The 18,227-nt window shown below is 34.9% G+C and carries 16 protein-coding genes and 2 rRNA genes; 17 read left to right on the top strand and 1 reads right to left on the bottom strand.

Annotated elements, in window-relative coordinates:
* Nucleotides 1–342 (top strand): 23S ribosomal RNA (locus tag PLD14_03420); the annotation flags it as partial.
* A 61-nt stretch (nucleotides 343–403) separates the two neighbouring features.
* Nucleotides 404–511, top strand: a 5S ribosomal RNA gene (gene rrf, locus PLD14_03415).
* A gap of 46 nt (nucleotides 512–557) precedes the next feature.
* On the opposite strand, the gene PLD14_03410 is transcribed toward rrf, so the two are convergent.
* Nucleotides 558–1,232 carry a hypothetical protein gene (locus PLD14_03410; GenBank protein ID HPR80246.1) on the bottom strand — a complete coding sequence of 225 codons (675 nt, stop codon included), beginning with the start codon at nucleotides 1,230–1,232 and terminating at the stop codon, nucleotides 558–560.
* 104 nt (nucleotides 1,233–1,336) lie between these two features.
* Between PLD14_03410 and mreC the strand changes: the two genes are divergently transcribed.
* From mreC to PLD14_03335, 15 genes are all read left to right on the top strand, one after another.
* On the top strand, nucleotides 1,337–2,122 hold the full coding sequence (gene mreC, locus PLD14_03405; GenBank protein ID HPR80245.1) for a rod shape-determining protein MreC: 786 nt from the start codon (nucleotides 1,337–1,339) through the stop codon (nucleotides 2,120–2,122).
* Nucleotides 2,115–2,432, top strand: coding sequence for a hypothetical protein (locus tag PLD14_03400; GenBank protein HPR80244.1), 318 nt, complete (start codon nucleotides 2,115–2,117; stop codon nucleotides 2,430–2,432). Before mreC ends, PLD14_03400 begins: the two co-directional genes overlap by 8 nt.
* Nucleotides 2,392–4,317 (top strand): penicillin-binding protein 2, encoded by a 1,926-nt coding sequence (mrdA, locus tag PLD14_03395; GenBank protein ID HPR80243.1) that lies wholly within the window; start codon nucleotides 2,392–2,394, stop codon nucleotides 4,315–4,317. The genes PLD14_03400 and mrdA overlap by 41 nt, the downstream gene beginning before the upstream one ends.
* A 20-nt stretch (nucleotides 4,318–4,337) precedes the next feature.
* Entirely contained in the window at nucleotides 4,338–5,438 is a 1,101-nt protein-coding gene (locus tag PLD14_03390) for an ankyrin repeat domain-containing protein (GenBank protein HPR80242.1), read from the top strand.
* A 492-nt stretch (nucleotides 5,439–5,930) separates the two neighbouring features.
* On the top strand, nucleotides 5,931–6,209 hold the full coding sequence (locus tag PLD14_03385; protein ID HPR80241.1) for a hypothetical protein: 279 nt from the start codon (nucleotides 5,931–5,933) through the stop codon (nucleotides 6,207–6,209).
* Between the two features lie 768 nt (nucleotides 6,210–6,977).
* Nucleotides 6,978–7,433 carry a hypothetical protein gene (locus PLD14_03380; protein HPR80240.1) on the top strand — a complete coding sequence of 152 codons (456 nt, stop codon included), beginning with the start codon at nucleotides 6,978–6,980 and terminating at the stop codon, nucleotides 7,431–7,433.
* Between the two features lie 1,937 nt (nucleotides 7,434–9,370).
* Nucleotides 9,371–10,054: a hypothetical protein gene (locus tag PLD14_03375; GenBank protein HPR80239.1), complete on the top strand. Its 684-nt coding sequence runs from the start codon at nucleotides 9,371–9,373 to the stop codon at nucleotides 10,052–10,054.
* Nucleotides 10,055–10,237: 183 nt separating this feature from the next.
* Complete coding sequence (greA, locus tag PLD14_03370) at nucleotides 10,238–10,720, top strand: transcription elongation factor GreA (GenBank protein ID HPR80238.1); 483 nt, start codon at nucleotides 10,238–10,240, stop codon at nucleotides 10,718–10,720.
* 4 nt (nucleotides 10,721–10,724) lie between these two features.
* Nucleotides 10,725–12,185: a lysine--tRNA ligase gene (lysS, locus tag PLD14_03365; protein HPR80237.1), complete on the top strand. Its 1,461-nt coding sequence runs from the start codon at nucleotides 10,725–10,727 to the stop codon at nucleotides 12,183–12,185.
* Nucleotides 12,186–12,276: 91 nt separating this feature from the next.
* Nucleotides 12,277–12,951 (top strand): hypothetical protein, encoded by a 675-nt coding sequence (locus PLD14_03360; protein HPR80236.1) that lies wholly within the window; start codon nucleotides 12,277–12,279, stop codon nucleotides 12,949–12,951.
* Nucleotides 12,952–13,023: 72 nt separating this feature from the next.
* Complete coding sequence (locus PLD14_03355) at nucleotides 13,024–13,146, top strand: hypothetical protein (protein ID HPR80235.1); 123 nt, start codon at nucleotides 13,024–13,026, stop codon at nucleotides 13,144–13,146.
* A gap of 71 nt (nucleotides 13,147–13,217) precedes the next feature.
* Nucleotides 13,218–14,486 carry a serine--tRNA ligase gene (gene serS, locus PLD14_03350; protein ID HPR80234.1) on the top strand — a complete coding sequence of 423 codons (1,269 nt, stop codon included), beginning with the start codon at nucleotides 13,218–13,220 and terminating at the stop codon, nucleotides 14,484–14,486.
* Nucleotides 14,487–14,489: 3 nt separating this feature from the next.
* Nucleotides 14,490–15,275, top strand: coding sequence for an alpha/beta hydrolase (locus PLD14_03345; protein ID HPR80233.1), 786 nt, complete (start codon nucleotides 14,490–14,492; stop codon nucleotides 15,273–15,275).
* Nucleotide 15,276: 1 nt separating this feature from the next.
* Complete coding sequence (gene murF / locus PLD14_03340) at nucleotides 15,277–16,977, top strand: UDP-N-acetylmuramoyl-tripeptide--D-alanyl-D-alanine ligase (protein ID HPR80232.1); 1,701 nt, start codon at nucleotides 15,277–15,279, stop codon at nucleotides 16,975–16,977.
* Complete coding sequence (locus PLD14_03335; protein ID HPR80231.1) at nucleotides 16,977–18,209, top strand: DegT/DnrJ/EryC1/StrS family aminotransferase; 1,233 nt, start codon at nucleotides 16,977–16,979, stop codon at nucleotides 18,207–18,209. Before murF ends, PLD14_03335 begins: the two co-directional genes overlap by 1 nt.
* Nucleotides 18,210–18,227: the final 18 nt, after the last annotated feature.

Genomic DNA, 18,227 nt, shown 5'->3' with positions numbered 1-18,227 from the left:
CAAGGGTTTGGCTGTTCGCCAATTAAAGTGGTTCGTGAGCTGGGTTCAGACCGTCGTAAGACAGGTTGGTCCATATCTACCACAGGCGTCGAGTTTTGAGGAGAGTTGCCCTTTGTACGAGAGGATCAGGGTGAACTAACCTCTGGTGTATCAGTTGTCCCGCCAGGGGCATAGCTGAGTAGCTAAGTTAGGAAGGGATAAGAGCTGAAAGCATCTAAGCTCGAAGCCCACTCCAAGATTAGAACTCTTATTCAGGTTAAAGACTATGACCTTGATAGGTCGCAGGTGTAAGCCCCGTGAGGGGTTCAGCCGAGCGATACTAATTGAATATTAAAATAACTCTTTGATTAGCAATTATTAGCTTTATTCTATTTTCCTATTATTTACTCCTTTTTGTTTTTAATATGGGGGCTATACTGGAAGTGCTCCACCCGATCCCTTTCCGAACTCGGAAGTGAAATCTTCTAAGGCCGATGATAGTGGTATCCGCGAAAGTAGGTCGCCCCCGTATTAAAGATCGAAAGGAGTTTTTTGTTAAACAAAAAATAACCAAGCAATTAAAAATTATGCTTGGTTTGATATTTGCTGGTTGATCCAGCCCTTTTTATTTCTTTAATTTTCTGTAGTGCAATTGTTTTGAATTTTTTTGGGACAGAAGAGTCAGTAATGTCTTTCCATTTTTCAATTGGCCAGTCAATTTGTTGAAGGCTCATCTTGACTGCGGTTTCCCAGCGAGCTGCTGTGCTGGAATTTAGAAAAGCCTCCAATGAATTGCTCGTGAGTATAGCCTTTTTCATCGTCATTACCTTTAATGGCGGATAGATCATTGCATCTTCTTTCAGATGGTTTTGATAATAATATAGAACTCCGATATAGGCTTCGTGAGCAATTCTATTTTGCTGATTCATTGCTTTGATGATTATGTTGCTGTATTCACCGTGGCCTCGATCAGACCAAATTTTTTCTATTAAAAATATTCTTCTGATCTCTTTTGAGGTTCTGGCGCAACTTACCATTTTTTCGGCGATTATGATGAATGGTTTCTTCCCAACCCACGGAAGGCTGGCCAAGGAAAACCAATCTTTGATGTTGGTATTTGTTTGTTCAAGATTCGATACGATTGCGTGGTCAGTAAGGTCTGATAAACTGTATATCAAGACTAGCTCATCTCCCTTTAATTGTCGCAATAATTCAGCTTTATTTACTGTTAAAGCATAATCCCAATTTCCCATTTTGCACCTCTATGTGAATGTACAAAGATTACAAATCTTTTTTCGCATTTTTAAGGCAGGTTGTCAATTTTGTCTTTTTAAGGGGGATAGTATATAATCAGGGTATGAAGATTTTAACTAAGAAAAGAATAACGGTTTTAATTCTGCTCTTTTTTTGTTTTCTAGTTATTAACTCTTTTTTCAAGGACGCATTAAAGAATTTTGTTTATTCAAAATCGGAGAATTTGATGGCTTCATTGTGGAATAAAGGAAGCGAACAAGCTTTTTCTAATAAGAATCAGGAAGAGTTAAATAAGAAATTAATTGAAGAAAATCAAAAGCTTCTTTCCGATTTAGCTGATTTTCAAAAAATAAAGGAAGAGAATGAGTTTTTAAGAAATAGTTTAGATTTAGGATTAGAAAAAGAGTTTAATTTGATGTTAGGACGAGTGATATCAAAAGATATTTTAGCAGATTCTCTTTTGGTAAATATTGGATCTAATGATGGAGTTAAGAAAGGATTTCCAGTGATTGTTTCTGGTAAGGTTCTTTTAGGAAAAGTAGTCGATGTTTATCCATCTTATTCTCGAGTGATGCTTATTACTCAAAAGAACAATCTTATTGATGTTGAGATACCCGATAGTGGAGTTTTTGCTTTAAGTAAAGGAGAGGGAAATCTAAATTTAACCTTAGATATGGTGGCTCGTGATAAAGAATTAAAAGAGGGAAGTCTGGTGGTGACTTCAGCTATGGGAGGGAATTATCCAGCCGGGCTTTTAATGGGAAAAGTAAAGAATATCAAAAAGATTGATAATGAAACGTATCAGACCGCTGACATTGAAAAAGTTTTTGATTTAAGTACGATTAATAATGTTTTTATAATTAAAATAGCAGAGATATATAATGATTAAGGAGATTTTTAAAACTGTATTTTTGATTGTGGCGATGTATTATTTATTTATTTTTGAAACAAGCTATTTGCTTTTTTTTACTTTTTTTAGCTTTCTTATTTTTCTCGTTTTATTAATTAATTTTTTAGAAGAGCCACAAGGAAGGATAGGATTATTTTCAGCTTTCTTTTTAGGATTAATGCTCGATATATATTCTGCTCATTTTATTGGTTTATTGGCTTTGTCTTTCTTGTTGGGTTCTTTGTTATTAAAATTTATACTATCCAAATATGTTAGGATTCCATCGCTCTCGTGGATGCCAAAAATTTAAAATAAAGAGAAAGAATACGGACATCGAAACTGATGATCTTTTTTTGGATGCCTTAACACACAAAAGAGACAAGAATTCATATATAATAGAAACTGCTTTATCGCAAAGAATATTTCAGATAGTTTTTACTTCTTTTATTTTAATAATTGGAGTGTTATTTTTCCGCTGTTTTTCTTTTCAGGTTCTTCAATATAATACTTATAATGAAAAAGCAGAGAAAAATAAATTTCTTTCTAGTGAAATTGAGGCTCAGAGAGGTATTATCTATGACCGTAACTTTAAGCAATTAGTTATTAATACGCAAGGATTTGACTTGGTTTGTGATTTTTCAAAATTACCAAAAGATGAATTATTGAGGGAAAAACAGATAAGAGAAGTAGCTCGTATTCTAGATACACCTTTTGAAGATTTAAATAAAAATATTGAGGAGATGGAAAAAGCAGGAGAAAGTGAATTTTCTTTAGCGAGAGATGTTGATAAAGACAAGATCATTATTTTGAAAACCAAAGAAGAAGAATTGACCGGATTCGAAATTGTTAAGAAAAAAAATAGGGAATATTTAAGTGGATATGATTTAGCTTCTGTTATAGGGTATGTTTCGGGGGATAGTTCTATGGGAGAATCAGGCATAGAAAAACAATACAACGATGTATTAAAAGAAATACCAGGAGAAATTAATCGAGAGAAAGACGTTCATGGAAATTTAGTTAAAGAAGAGATTATTAAGCCATCTGAATCTGGGAGCAACTTAGTCTTAAATATTGATTATGATTTACAAGAAAAAGCAGCGCAGTTTTTAAAGGAGGCAGTCGATGGATATAATGCCAAAGGGGGGTCAGTCGTAGCAGTAAATCCCAAAACAGGAGAAGTTTTGTCTTTAATTTCCTATCCTTCTTTTGATAATAATATGTTTTCTAAAGATTTAACTAGTAAGGAATTTAACGATTTATTAAAAGATCCTAAAGTTTCTTTTTATAATCGAGCTACTTCGGGAGAATATCCAACTGGTTCAACTTTAAAGCCAATGATTGCTGTCGCAGCCTTAGAGCAGGGCATTGTCACAGCAGACAAAGAAATATATTGTGAAGGAGGAATAGAATTAAAAGATGGAACATTTAAAAAAGACTGGGCGGTTCATGGATGGACTAATTTAAAAAAGGCCATTGCTGAATCTTGCGATACATTCTTTTATATGGTTGGAGGAGGGTATAAGAATTTTAATGGTTTAGGAATAGCCAAAATTTCAAAGTATTTAGAGAAATTTGGATTTGGTTCTAAAACAAATATTGACTTGCCCGAAGAGAGTGTCGGGCTTGTTCCTAATTCAGATTGGAAGGAAAGTACAATAGGAACTCCCTGGTATCCAGGAGATACTTATAATATTTCAATTGGACAGGGTTATTTTAAGGCAACTCCATTACAATTAACCATGGCTATTTCTTCAATTGCCAATCGAGGAAAATTAATGAAACCGCAAGTTGTTAATAGTATTTTAGATAATAATAATCAAACAATTAAAAAGTTTGAACCAGAAGTAGTTAGTGAGAATTTTGTTTCTTTAGCTTCTATTGATTCAGTAAGAGAGGGAATGAGAGAAACCGTTTTGTCTTCTGCTGGAACTGCCCGTTCATTGCAATATTTGCCAGTTTCTTCAGCCGCTAAAACTGGAACTGCCCAAACAGGAAAGAGTGAGGTTTATCATAACTTAATCACTGTTTTTGCTCCCTATGATGACCCAGAGATAGTTTTGACTGTTATTGTGGAAAGTGTTCCTAAAAACACCGGTTTAGCCAACTTAGTGGCAAGGGAAACTTTAGGGTACTACTTTGGAGAGAAACAACTTGAACAGAATGCACAAGATATAGTTAATGAGGGTGGAAATTAAAGTAATATAATAATTAAAATATGAATTATAATTATAAAGGATTTGTTAATAATATTTTAATAATCGTAATCATCATCTTATTTTTAGTTAGTGGAGGAATATATTATTTTTTTAAAGAAAAAAATCAAATGCCATCTACTAATTATAACGTTCTTAATCAAAAAGAGAGAGTTAATTTATTGATGGAATCTGTCGAATCAGGAGACTTGTATAAAGTTCAAGAATTATTAAAGGTTGGCGTCGATATTAACGCAAGAGATACTTTTGGGAATTCGTCATTGTCGATTGCTTCCGAGAAAGGATATCTTGAAATAGTCCAAGAACTTATCAAATCTGGAGCAGATATAAATATCAAGACTGGCGAAGAAATGACTCCGCTAATGCTTGCTTCCGAGAAAGGATATCTTGAAATAGTCCAAGAACTTATCAAATCTGGAGCAGAAATAGATGAAGTGCGGGAATCAGGAGGAACAGCATTAATAGATGCTATTTGTGAGAATCATTTTGAAATAGTCCAAGAACTCATCAAGTCTGGAGCAGACGTGAATAAAAATACGAAAGGAGGTTTTACTCCAATAGCGTCTGTTAAATCGGTTGAAATGGCTAGAGAATTGATAAAAAGTGGTGCCGATGTTAATGCAATGTCTCATACAGATTTTGTTAAAATTGAAAATAATATTGAAACACGGCGATGGTATACAGAAGAAACAGTATTAATGTGCATTGCTACTACCGGAGGGATTGATGATAAAATGCAAAGAGTCAAAATATTACAAGAACTTGTTAATGCGGGTGCGGATGTGAACGCAAAAAACAGTCTAGGGGATACTGCGCTTATGTATGCTCATGACTATCCAGAATCAGTTAATGAACTAATTAAGCTCGGTGCGGATGTGAACGCAAAAAATAACGATGGAAAAACCGCATTGATGTATGCTTCTAGTTGGTTAAATTTAGATTCGGTTAAGATGTTAATTAATGCTGGTGCTGATGTTAATGTGAAAGATAATAATGGATGGACTGCATTAACTTGGGTGGGGAGAATATTTAAGAATGTGACGAGGGAAGATAAATCGGATATTATAAAAGAACTAAAAAATGCTGGAGCTGAGGGAGATTGATGATGTAGGTTTGGTGGTATTGACAAAAATTTGATAATAGTGTACAGTCATAATGTAAGTTGAGATCATTGATTTTTAAGTGTTAGTTTCGTATGTCCGCGAGGTTAAATAATGGACCCGTTATTTCTATTCCGAAAGGAATAAGGAATCAGGTTGAGGTCTGCCTGTGTTCCGTAAGAAATAGCAGATACTAGTTGTTTATTTGAACGGCTGGGAGATCTCTTTTAAGGAAAAGTTCTATCTAGAGCTATAACTTTCAAGAGATATCCTAGCCGTTTTTTTGCGGGAAGATATGCTGAAGATTATAAAATCTTTAGAAATCTTCTTGGAAAATTAAACAATTTCAAGAAGGATAGTTCTTTAATAAAAAAGCTTAATTCATACGTTTTAATTTCCCTATTATTCTCGGTCTCCAATGGAGAGATTGGGGGCCGATAATAGTAGGGAAGTTGAGAATTATGAAATTAAAAGCAATTACGATCGAGGTTTGAAATGAAAATTGAAAGCAAAGAAAGGATTGAAAAGGAAGGAATCAACTTCTTTCCTCTTGTAGAAGTAGAAAAGGAATTAATTAAGGATGGAGAGTTTTTAAGGACACTCTCCTTGAATCTTCACAAGAGGGGATTTGCTGATTTTTTCCTGAAAGAAGGAACTGAAAATAGACCAAACAGTATCGTTATATGGGTGCCTGTAGATTCTGCAAAGCAGATTATAGGGATTTGTTGCTCCAAGGTGTTGCAAGACATTTATTGGAACAATGATATTTTTTAAAACAGGCACTCCTTATTTTAAACAGGGTGTGGATAACTAGGCCTTGACAGAAAATGAATAGTGTTGTATAGTATAGTTGTTAGGATGAAGTTATTAAAAATTAAATAAGTCACGTCAATGCAAGGAGAGAGGCATTGCCAATAAATACTTTTAATTCCGTTGAGGGGTAATAAGTGTTGCGGTACTCTTTTCATGCAGTATCACAACATTTGTTACCCCTTTTTCTTTTGAAAGAAAGTTGTGAAGATGAGCAAAAATAATACAAAGCTCATCTTTCCCACTTTCTTCCAAATTAGGAAGATCGGAGTTGAGGAGATCTCCGTAATAGCGTCTTAACATGGTTCGTTAAGACTCTAAATCTCCTCTCCTATTTTAAAAGAGATTACGAAGGAAAGTTATGGAAATGAGCTAAAATAATACAAGACTCGTCTCCATTACCTTCTTTCGCAAGAAAGGAGAATAGCACATTATATTAAAATCAAAGGAGCGACGTCTGTTATGGTGATAGGCCGAGGTCCTAAAGCAACAGCAACCAACTGTTTGCCTGTCCGATATATTAATTTTAGGCGACAAGAAAGCTCGGAGAGAGTTATGGCCTAAGGTTAAAAAATCGTTTATCGTTCTTCTAGTAAGGAGATCGACTGGAAAAGAGGCCTAACCCACTTCGTTTCTAGGAATGTCCTTACTATACTATTAAGAGTAGGGAAAGTAGTTCATTTTAAAATATTCTAGGCAACAATCTGTAGACTTATATCTCTAGATTGTTGCTTGGAACCAATCAAGTGTTTCATAGCAATAGGCGACTCTTGCCTTTTAAAAGAGAGAGGTTGTGTATTTATGGGAGGCATTGTCATTAATGCAACCCAGCACGTTGCAACTGCCGAACAAAAGGCAGTTGGTGTCTGGGATCTTTCGGATGATATCCGGAAGAAAGTACAGAGGATGATCACCTTCGACGAGATACCCTCGCCGAAGGAGTTGGAGGATGCAGCCCAAGGGGTTGTAGACCTCCTCATTCTTGCTCAGGGGAGTATAATTCCTGGGCAAGAGGTAATGATCGGGGGTGCGCCATTTTTTATGGCGTCCCTTGAGAATGCTATCCGGCGGGCGGGTGCTCGTCCGGTCTATGCTTTCTCCAAAAGGGAGAGCATGGATGAGCCACAAAAAGACGGCTCAATTAAAAAAGTGACGGTCTTCCGCCACGCAGGGTTCGTAAGGGTTTGAACCCTACAGGTATCGGTTCGGAGTTATCAAGGAGAGCTTCGTTAGAATGTGATAGATAAAACATTCAAAATCTCCTTTCTCTTATTGAGTTCATCTTATTAAGGTGAATTCAAACAAGGGAGTAGTTAATTTAAAAGAGGGAGGAAAGTAAATGAGCGAAGAGAATGAGGATTATCGGGGACTAATCCCCGATAAATGTCTCAAGTGTGGAGGGTTTGCCGAAATAATCGGCGACTCTTCCACTTGGGGTCCGCAGATAGGTAATGGAATTATCTGTCTGAGGGAAAGTGGGGACAAGTGTCCCTACTAAGGTTGGTTTGGAGCTTAGGAGTGCTTCGAAAGGATGTAAGATAAGCATCTAAAATCTCCTTCTTTTTTCCGAGTTCATTTTTAATAAAGTGAATTCAGAATTGAGAAATAATCAGTAGCGATCCGTAAAGCAGGAGAGGTATTGGATATATTCTAATCTCTCTCCAGAATATAATACATTCAAACCCCTCGCTAATTGCTTTACGGTTCTCTGCTGGTTAATAGAATTTTTTTTAAAATATTCCAAGTAACAATCTGTAGATTTATATCTCTAGATTGTTGCTTGGAAACAAGCAAGGATATTTCCATGTATCGTAGATCATCGTCGGGTCCGAGTTATCGGACCATTAAACTGGGCTGGGAGCTTCGTCCTTTTCCAGTGTACCGGAAGGATGAAGTAGTTCTCACTCCTCGAGAAGCACTTGAGGAGATAAAAAAAGGAACCCCATTAACGGAGGAATCATTTCCTTCGTATTATATTCCACCCTGTCCAGAAGGGTGGGATGATGTTGAGCCACCGGGACAGAATGAGTGGGTAATGCTTCATGTGCGGGAAATGTTCCCGCCGGACTGTGAGATTACTTTTTCGCAGTCTCCCTATTCCCAAGAGCAGGGGTTTGTGGACGGTCTCCCTCTGGTGCGAGTCTATAGACTCAGCCGGACGGAAAAGACGGAGAATTATCACAAGCCTCCTTCGTCTCGGCACGTCCCATCGGAAGACGAACGTCTTCCATGGAAATATCAAGAGGGATCGGTCCTCTCTTGATAAGGAGTTCGGAGTTATTAGGAGAGCTTCGTTAAAATGTATTATTAAACATTAAAAATCTCCTTTCTATTCTTCAGATGTGTGTCTGAACCGATGAGTCCAAAAGGACGAAAGTAGGTGTGAATAATTAAGGGGTTGACAAAAATAAGATAGTAGTATATAGTTATTTTGTAAGTGAGTTCATTAAATCAGATGTTAGTTTTTCGCTCGTCCGCGAAGTTAAATAAAGGACCCGTTGCTTCTATTCCGAAAGGAAGAAAGAATCAGGTTGAGGTCTGCCTGTAATTCTGTATGAAGCAATAGATACTAGTTGTTTATTCGAACGGCTGGGAGATCTCTTTTAAGGAAGGATTCTATCTTGAGTCTATCCTTTGAAGAGATTTCTCAGCCGTTTTTTTTGCGGGAAGATATGCTGAAGACTAAAGGTCTTTAGAAATCTTCTCGGAAGAGTTTCGAGAAGAATAGTTCTTTGTTAAAGAATATGGGAACGACGTCTGTTATGGTGACAGGCCGAGGTCCTAAAGCAGTAAAACACCAATTACTGCCTGTCCGATATTAACTTTTGGTGAAAACGTTATCATCGTCATTTATACAGGAGAGTGTATAAATGTGAGAGAGATTATTACCTGAGTTTAATATCGTTTGCCGTCTTCTAGTAAGGAGATCGGCTGGAAAGGAAGTTTAACCCGCTTCGTTTCCAGAAACCTCCTTGCTATCCTCTCGGTATCCAAGGGAGAGATTGGAGCCGAGAGAGGCAGGAGGATGTTGTTTGAAAATTTAGTTTAAAGTTTCAGACAACAATCTGGAGATTTGTGTCTCTAGTTTGTTGCCTGAAACAGGGCAATAGTATGGAGAAGTTATCATGAAAGAATACGAATTGGAAAACGGGAAAAGGTTATTTGCCCTTAAAAAGGGTATCTCATTTCTTTTCCCTTCAGAAATCAGTCGAGGATTCGCTTACGGGGGGATTCGGAAAATTGAATGTGGTGGATTCAAAAAAGAGTCCACTAAAAATGGGAGGATCTTATACAGGATTCTTTCAGGTAAAGGCTGGATCGCCTCTCTTTATGAAGGGGGTGGAAGCAGGAATTGGAAAGGGTTTGGTTCAAACCGGATGAACCAGCAAGAATATCTCTGCCAAGAAGCAGGGGGGATCTCTCTTGCTGAGGCAACCTCTAATGGCGGAGGATGCTGGGTAGAGTTTTGGATTTTTCCGGCTGTCTGTCCTTTTGAAAAGGACACGGGGAGGCCTCAATTTCCAATTCCAGAAGAGGTTGCGCTGTCTCCTCTTGCTTATTGCCGGAGTTGTCACCAGTGGATATTAAATCCGGTATGGAGTAAGGAATTCCACTGCTGGACTTGTCCATCTTGCCACAAGTCGCTCTGTGGAGATCCTCTTGAGCCAGCAATTGCCTGCTGGTCTTGTCAGCGGAAAGATGATGGTAAAGGATGCTTTTATGTTTCTGAGGCAAGAAATAAAAGGCAACCGTGCGAACAGTTTTTAGAAAAAGAAGAAGAGCACACATGGAAGGAGTGGATGAGATAGGGTTTCGGAGTTAAAGGAGAAACTTCGTCAACAAAAATCTCCTCTTTTTATTTCTAAAATAACTATTGCTTTCTCAAATATATATGCTATACTAGTTCCAAAAGGATTGATCTAGGCGATTAGGCCTTTTTTCTAAATTAAATAAATAATATCCGCTGTTCGGTTTTTGTCTTTTGACTATAAATGGAATCGTGGAACAATACATATATGGATGGTAAATATTTAACACAAGAAGGTTTAGATAAATTAAAGAAAGAACTTGAATACCTTAAAAAAGAAGGTAGAATTGAGGTAGCTGAACAATTGAAAGAAGCTATTTCTTTTGGTGATTTATCTGAGAATGCAGCCTATGATGAAGCTAAAGATAATCAAGCGGCTATTGAAGGAAAGATTCTTGATTTAGAAAGATTGATTAGCTCGGCTAAAGTAATTCAAGATAATGAGAATACGGGCTGGGTTCAAATCGGTTCATATGTTACAATTAAACAAGGCGAAGACGAAGAAAGATATCATGTTGTTGGAGAGGAAGAAGCTAATCCAATGGAAAACAGAATTTCTTTCAAGTCACCTTTAGGGCAAGCTTTATTAAACAAACCTAAAGGAGCCGAAGTGGAGATTAAAACTCCTAAAGGATCTCTTAAATACAAAATACTAAAAATAGAATAAAAATATGTCTACTTCAGACGAAATAAGACAAAATAGGATTGAAAAATTAAACAAGCTTCAAAAGAGCGGAATCAATGCTTATCCTATTGAAGTCAAAAGAACTCATGAAATCAAGAAGGTTTTAGATGATTTTGCATCTTTATCACAAAAAGAAGAAGAGGTTATTTTAGTTGGAAGAGTAAGGACGATTAGGACTCATGGTGCTTTGACTTTTATTGATTTTGAAGATGGGACAGGAAAAATTCAAGGGCTGTTAGCTAAAGACAAAATGGGTGAAGATAATTATCAATCATTTTTAGATAGTTTTGATATGGGTGATTTTATCGAAGCTCATGGAGTTTTGTTCGAGACCAAGAGGGGAGAGAAAACAATTCAGATAACTGATTACAAGATGATTTGTAAGTCTTTAAGACCATTACCAGAAAAATGGCATGGTTTAAAAGACATTGAAGAAAGGTATAGAAAAAGATATCTTGATTTGATGTTTTCTCCGGAGGTAAAACAGAAGTTTATCATTCGTTCCAATTTTATTAAAGAATTAAGGAATTTCTTAAATGATGATGGATTTTTTGAAGTAGAAACACCAATTCTTCAATCGTTATACGGCGGAGCCAGAGCTAAGCCTTTTAAAACTCATTTGAATGCGATGGATGTAGATGTATTTTTAAGAATATCTCCAGAATTATACTTGAAGAGATTGTTAGTTGGAGGATTTGAAAAGATATATGAAATAGGAAAATGTTTTAGAAATGAAGGAGTAGATAAATTCCACAATCCTGATTTTACCATGATTGAATTCTACTGGGCTTATGCTGATTATAAACAATTAATGAAGATGACCGAAAGAATGCTTGATGTTATCTTAACTAAAGTTTTGGGAACAACAGAGGTTAAATATGGTGATAATGTTTTGAATTTTAAAGGACCGTTTGAAAGAATAGAATTTTTTGCTTTATTAGAAAAGCATACTGGAATTAAATATGAGGAATTAAATGAAAAAGCTTTATTAAAGAAAGCTATAGAAATGGGAATTGATGTTCCTGAAGGAGCTGATAAGCCAAATATTGCTGATGAGATTTACAAGAAATACTGTCGACCAAATATAATTCAACCAACTTTTGTTATTCATCATCCAAAAGGATTCCAGCCCTTAGCTAAGGAATTAGATAAAGAAAAATTAGCTAATTTTCAATTAGTGGTCGCTGGAGCAGAAGTTATCAATGCTTTTTCTGAACAAAATGATTCATTAGATCAAGGAGATGTATTGCGAGGACAAGAGAAATTATTTAAAGGTGGATTCGAAGAAGCTCAAAGATCAGACGAAGAGTTTATTGAGGCCTTAGAGTATGGAATGCCTCCCGCAGCAGGATTTGGAATGGGAATAGATAGGATTGTCTCGATGCTGACCGATTCAGGATCATTGCGAGAGGTAATACTCTTTCCATTAATGAAAGACAAAGAATAAAATAAGCCCGGGGAAACCCGGGTTTTGACATCTTATTGTTTCTTTGTTAATACATTATTAGTCCTTCACATGATTGAGGGGAGTGATTACGATGTTTAGACATGAGACCAAATTGTCGAAAGATCAGATAAATAATATTGTCAAAAGACTAAATGCTGGATGGATTCATGATGGTAATCCTGAAAATCCACATGCAGTTCTAACAAGCGGGTTATGCAGCAATGCATATTTCAACGTTTCCCGGATTGCTTCAAATCCTATCGCAATGGAGGGATTGGCTTACAATCTCATGAGGAAAATCTTACCTAGGATTGGAGGAGAAGATATTGTGGTTGTGGGTTCGGCCTACGCCGGAATCATTCCTTCTTATATGGTGGCTTTGCATCTTGGAGCTAGTCATGTATACACTGAGAAGGGACCAAAGGGAGAAATGGTCTGGACAGGAAGATTTTCTATCCCTGAGGACGCATATGTCCTACAGATTGAAGATCTTATCACAACCTTCAAAACGACCGAAGCAGTAAGGAGAACTATCATTGCTGGAAATAAAAATCCAGTTAAGTTCTGTCCTTTTGTCGGAACAATTGTTCATCGTCCGGCAAAACTGCCTGTTGAATATTTCTTCGATGGAGAGAAAATTGAAATTATTTCTCTTATTGAGAAAGAAGTCTGGGCTGTTCCGCAAGAAGAATGCCCACTATGTAAACAGGGCTCTAAAAGGGTGAAACCAAAAGAGCACTGGTCAGAGTTAACTAATAAAAGTTAACTTTTTTGTTTTTTGACATTATATTATTTTTTAAATATAATATAGCTAGTACAGGAGGTGATTATTATGTGTATGGTTGAAGGTGCGACAGGAGATATGTTTCAACAGTTGTTGAGAGCTCTTAATGAGACTTCACCAGAAGACAAAAAAGAAGCCATTTCTCTTGTAGAGGTTCTATTACTTGAACAAAGTTAGTCCCTCTTTTTTTATTGCTTTTTTTCTCCTAAATTGATATTATGTATATAAAATAATAGAGATTTGAATATATGTTAGATATTAAATTTATTAGAGAAAATCCAGACAAAGTTAAAGAAGCTTGTCGAAAAAAGAAGGTTAATTTTGACGTTGATAATCTTTTATCAGTTGATGCCAAAAGAAGAGAATTAATTATTGCGATTGAGAATAAGAGCGCCATGAAGAATCAAGCGAATAAAAGAATACAAGAAGCTAAAACTAAAGAAGATAGAGAAGCAGTGATTGCTCAAATGAGAGAATTAGATAGGAATTCTGATAACGAAGAAGATGAATTTAAAAAAGTTAATGAAGAATTTGAAAGATTGATGTTGCTTGTTCCTAATATTCCTGACGAATCAGTTTCTGATGGTGATTCTGATGCTGATAACGTTGAAATTAGAAAATGGGGCAAGATTCCAGAATTTAAATTTCCTATTAAGGATCATGTTCAGATAGCTAAAGATTTAGATTTGGTTGATTTTGACAGGGGAGCTAAAGTAGTTGGTTTTAGAGGTTATTTCTTGAAAAGAGAAGCTTTTCTTATCTGTATGGCTATTTGGCAGTATGCGACAGAAATTTTAATTAAGAAAGGATTTATTCCAGTGGGAGCTCCTTCTTTAGTTAGCGAAGCGGCCATGACTGGAACTGGATATTTGCCGCAATCAAAGGATGAAGTTTACAAAACTCACGATGGAAATTATTTAGCTGGGACTTCGGAGGTAGCAATGATGAGTTATCATTCTAATGAAACATTAAAAGAAGAAGATTTGCCGATTAAGTATATGGGTTTTTCTCCCTGTTTTAGAACAGAAGTTGGTAGTTATGGAAAAGATACTCAAGGAATATTTAGGGTTCATGAGTTTATGAAGATAGAACAGGTTGTTTTGTGTAAGAATGATAAAGAAGAATCAGTAAAATTACATGAAGAGATTACTAAGAATGCCGAAGAAATTTTACAGGGATTAAATATTCCTTATCACGTAGTTAGAAATTGTGCTGCTGATTTAGGATTAGGACAAGTTAAAAAATATGATATTGAGGCTTGGGTTCCTTCGCAGAAAAAATACAGAGAAACTCATTCTTCTTCATACTTTTTTGATTTTCAAACAAGAAGATTAGGAATTAAATACAAAACTAAGGACGGAGAGACTAAATACGCTTACTCATTAAATAATACAGGGATTGCTACTCCTAGAATTTTAATGTCTTTATTAGAAAACAATCAACAGAAAGATGGTAGCATTAAGATTCCTAAGGTTTTACATAAGTATTTAGGGTTTAAAGAAATTAAAAGAAAATAGTCAATGGAACTATTTGAATTAAAGGAAAATAAAATCAATATTAATGGTATTGACTTGTATTACAAAACTGCTGGTGAGGGTAAGCCGTTTTTGATTCTTCATGGCTGGGGAGCATCTTCTGTCTCTTGGATGAGGATAATTGATGAAATGGCGGGAAAAGGATTTAGATTGATTATTCCTGACTTGCCAGGTTTTGGAAAAACAGAAATGCCTAAAACTGTTTGGGGAGTAGGAGAGTACGCTGATATTATTATTGCTTTTATTAAAAAACTAGATCTTTCTTATTTTTATCTCCTTGGGCATTCTTTTGGTGGTGGTATTGCCCTGAAGATAGCTACAGAAAAAAATATTAAACCCTTAAAGTTAATATTTTGTGATGCGGCAATAGTTAGAGAAGAAAGATTAAATTTAAGACAAAGGATTTCAAAGTTTTTAGCAAGAATAGGGGCGAAGATTATTTCTGAAGATTCTCGTGTCTATGGTTTTTTTGAGAAGATGGCGTATAAGATATCTGGAACTTACGACTATTATCGTGCCAATCCTTTAATGAAGGAGATTTTTAAAAAAGTTGTGAGCGAAGATTTGACTCATTTATTGCCTAAGGTTGATATGCCGTGCTTGATTATTTGGGGAGAAGAAGATCAAGTGACGCCAATAGAAGATGGAGTTCTTTTTCAACAAGAAATTGATGATTCTGAATTAAAAATAATAAAGGACGCAAGACATAATCCCTACAAAACAAATCCTATTGAAGTTAGTGAAAGTATTGTTAAATTTTTAAATAAATAATATGGACATACAGCCCTGGATGCCAGTTTTAATAGGTTTGATTGTTCTTTTCTTTTGGTTTTTCAAAGAAGTTAAGAGTTTTTTGTTTTGGTCTTATCTCTGGCAATTAAAAAATTATCATATTGGTAGGTTTTTGGCACATTTTGATACATATGCTGGAAAGAAGATAATTAGAAACTGGGGATTATTTTTTAAGTGCTTCGTTTTTTTAGCAATACTATTTGTAATGAGTTCGGCTACTTACTTGTACCCAGATTTTATTAATGAATCTTTAAGTAAAATCACTTTATTTGTAATGGCTTACATTCCAGTGGTTTTTCTTCTTTATATTATTGAAGGATTTTTATCTATTATTGGATTATTGAGGAGAAGGATAAAGGTACCAGAAATGACTTCAAAAATGTCTCTTCTTTTGCCCATTATTTTTATTCCATTAGGAATAATTACGGTTGTCTTGGGAGTAATTTTTTATCAAAACTATATGAATCCGACAGAATGGATGGTGTTTGATCTAATTTATTTCGCTCTCACTATATTAGCTTTTGACATTTTAACTCCTTTAATAGTTTCCCTAACTGTTCTTTTTCTCCAGCCAGCTACTGTTTTTATGAGGAATAGAATAATCAAGAAAGCAACAAAGAAGAGAGAAGCCTTGGAAAATCTTTTAGTTATTGGAATTACAGGAAGTTACGGCAAGAGTTCGACTAAGGAATTTTTAAAAGAAATCCTTTCTGTTGATTTTAAGATTGTCTCAACCGAGAAAAATGAAAATTCAGAAATAGGAATATCTCAATGTATTTTAAATCATGTTAATGATGAGCATGAAATATTTATTTGTGAAATGGGAGCATATAATAGAGGGGGGATAAAATTATTATGTAATATTGCTAAACCGAAGATTGGAATATTAACAGGAATTAATAATCAACACTTAGCTACTTTCGGGTCACAAAAGAACATTGTTAAGGGTAAATTTGAATTGATTGATTCTTTGCCAAGTGAAGGATTGGCAGTATTAAATTGGGACAATGATTTAATTAAAGATAATTTTAATTCAACAGTTAGTAGTGTTAAATATTCAATTTCTGAAAAACAGGATGTTTGGGCAGAAGAAATCAAAGAGGATAAAGAGGGAATATCATTTAGGGTTGTTTTTAAAACTAAAGAAAGTCACTTTTTCAAAACTAATATTCACGGAATTCACAATGTTTATAATCTTTTAGCAGCAATTGCTGTAGCTAAGAAATTAGGTATGGATTTAGAGGTAATTGCAGATAAGGTTAAAGAAATTAAAGGAGGAATTAGCATTAAAAGAGTTGATAATTTTGATGTAATTGATGCAACTTATTCTTCTAATTTTGATGGCATTATTTCTCATCTTGAATATTTGAAGAATTGGAATGGAAGAAAGATATTAGTTATGCCGTGTTTAATTGAATTAGGAAATGAAGGTAAAGAAGCTCATCACAAGATAGGAAGAAAGATTGGAGAGGTTTGTGATTTGGCAATAATTACCTCAAGGGACTACTTTAAAGATTTAAAAAAAGGAGCGATTGAGTCAGGAATGAAAGCTGAAGATATTTTATTTATTCAAAATGGAGATAAAATATTAAAGAAAGTAATTTCAATAGCTAATGAGGGTAGTGTTGTTTTATTAGAAAGTAGAGTTCCGCGTCTTTTAATTGATAAATTAATAAAATAATGAAAACTATTTCTATTTCTTTATCGCCTAATACAGAAAAAGATGATATATCTTTAGCTTTAAGCTTGATTTTTAAACCATGGAAATGGAAGAGAGGAAAAGAAATTAAAGACTTAGAAAGAATGTTCAGGAATTATTTTGGATTTAAGAATGCTTTTAGTTTTAATTCTGGAAGAAGTTCCTTAATTTCCATATTAAAAGCAATGGAAATTGGAAACGGAGATGAAGTAATTATTCAAGCCTTTACTTGTAATGCAGCGGTTAATCCGATTATTTACGTTGGAGCAACTCCTATTTTTGCTGATATTAATGAAAGTTTAAATATTTCAGCTGAAGATGTTATTAAAAAAATTACTAGCAAAACTAAGGCGGTAATGATTCAACATACGTTTGGCTATCCGGCCGATATTGATGAGATTAGAAAAATTTGTGTTGTTAATAATCTTTATTTAATTGAAGATTGTGCTCATGCTTTAGGAGCTAAATATAAAGATTCTTTCTGTGGATCTTTTGGAGACGCCAGTTTCTTTAGTTTTGGCAGAGACAAGATTATATCTTCAGTCTATGGCGGAATGGTTACGGTAAATAATGAAGCTTTACTTGAAAAAGTTTCTCATTTTCAGAAAGAAATTAGTTACCCATCTTTATTCTGGATAAAACAGCAATTATTACATCCAGTATTGATGAATAAAATAGTTTTACCTTTATACAATTCAAAAATAGGAAGAGGGTTTTTGGCAGCACTTCTTAATTTGAATATTTTAAGTAAAGCGGTTACTTCTAAAGAAAATCAAGGAAAACTTCCTTCATATTTTCCAGAAAGAATGCCTAATGCTTTAGCAATTTTAGCAATAAATCAGTTTAAGAAATTAGATAGGTTCAATGAGCATAGGCGTGAAATAGCTCAAGTATATAATTCGTTATTGGTAAATAAAAAAGAATTTAAAGTTGTTTTCAAGAAGGATAAAGATAAAGAAGCAATATTTTTAAAATATCCGATACTAAATGTTAATCCATTGAAGGTGGCAAGGGAAGCTAGAAAAAAGGGAATATATTTAAACGATGGATGGTTTGGCTCCGTAGTGGTGCCTCCTTTAACCTCACTTAATGATGTTTGTTATATTGTTGGTAGTTGTCCTCAAGCAGAAGAAATAGCAAAGAGGATTGTCTGCCTTCCTACTCATATTAATATTTCAAGAGATGATGCTAGGAGGGTGTTTGACTGTTTGTAGTATTTAAGACAGAATAAG

It is taken from the genome of Candidatus Pacearchaeota archaeon (assembly GCA_035404185.1).
Lineage (GTDB): Bacteria > Patescibacteriota > Minisyncoccia > Minisyncoccales > Minisyncoccaceae > UBA2211.
The sequence above is the reverse complement of the archived record's forward strand: the minus strand, read 5'-3'. Positions and strand labels throughout refer to the sequence as shown.

Excerpts from the sequence above, each read along its gene's own strand:
- PLD14_03410 (HPR80246.1), bottom strand. The coding sequence starts at position 1,232 with ATGGGAAATTGGGATTATGCTTTAACAGTAAATAAAGCTGAATTATTG.
- mreC (HPR80245.1), top strand. The coding sequence starts at position 1,337 with ATGAAGATTTTAACTAAGAAAAGAATAACGGTTTTAATTCTGCTCTTT.
- PLD14_03400 (HPR80244.1), top strand. The coding sequence starts at position 2,115 with ATGATTAAGGAGATTTTTAAAACTGTATTTTTGATTGTGGCGATGTAT.
- mrdA (HPR80243.1), top strand. The coding sequence starts at position 2,392 with ATGTTAGGATTCCATCGCTCTCGTGGATGCCAAAAATTTAAAATAAAG.
- PLD14_03390 (HPR80242.1), top strand. The coding sequence starts at position 4,338 with ATGAATTATAATTATAAAGGATTTGTTAATAATATTTTAATAATCGTA.
- PLD14_03385 (HPR80241.1), top strand. The coding sequence starts at position 5,931 with ATGAAAATTGAAAGCAAAGAAAGGATTGAAAAGGAAGGAATCAACTTC.
- PLD14_03375 (HPR80239.1), top strand. The coding sequence starts at position 9,371 with ATGAAAGAATACGAATTGGAAAACGGGAAAAGGTTATTTGCCCTTAAA.
- greA (HPR80238.1), top strand. The coding sequence starts at position 10,238 with ATGGAATCGTGGAACAATACATATATGGATGGTAAATATTTAACACAA.
- lysS (HPR80237.1), top strand. The coding sequence starts at position 10,725 with ATGTCTACTTCAGACGAAATAAGACAAAATAGGATTGAAAAATTAAAC.
- PLD14_03360 (HPR80236.1), top strand. The coding sequence starts at position 12,277 with ATGTTTAGACATGAGACCAAATTGTCGAAAGATCAGATAAATAATATT.
- PLD14_03355 (HPR80235.1), top strand. The coding sequence starts at position 13,024 with ATGGTTGAAGGTGCGACAGGAGATATGTTTCAACAGTTGTTGAGAGCT.
- serS (HPR80234.1), top strand. The coding sequence starts at position 13,218 with ATGTTAGATATTAAATTTATTAGAGAAAATCCAGACAAAGTTAAAGAA.
- PLD14_03345 (HPR80233.1), top strand. The coding sequence starts at position 14,490 with ATGGAACTATTTGAATTAAAGGAAAATAAAATCAATATTAATGGTATT.
- murF (HPR80232.1), top strand. The coding sequence starts at position 15,277 with ATGGACATACAGCCCTGGATGCCAGTTTTAATAGGTTTGATTGTTCTT.
- PLD14_03335 (HPR80231.1), top strand. The coding sequence starts at position 16,977 with ATGAAAACTATTTCTATTTCTTTATCGCCTAATACAGAAAAAGATGAT.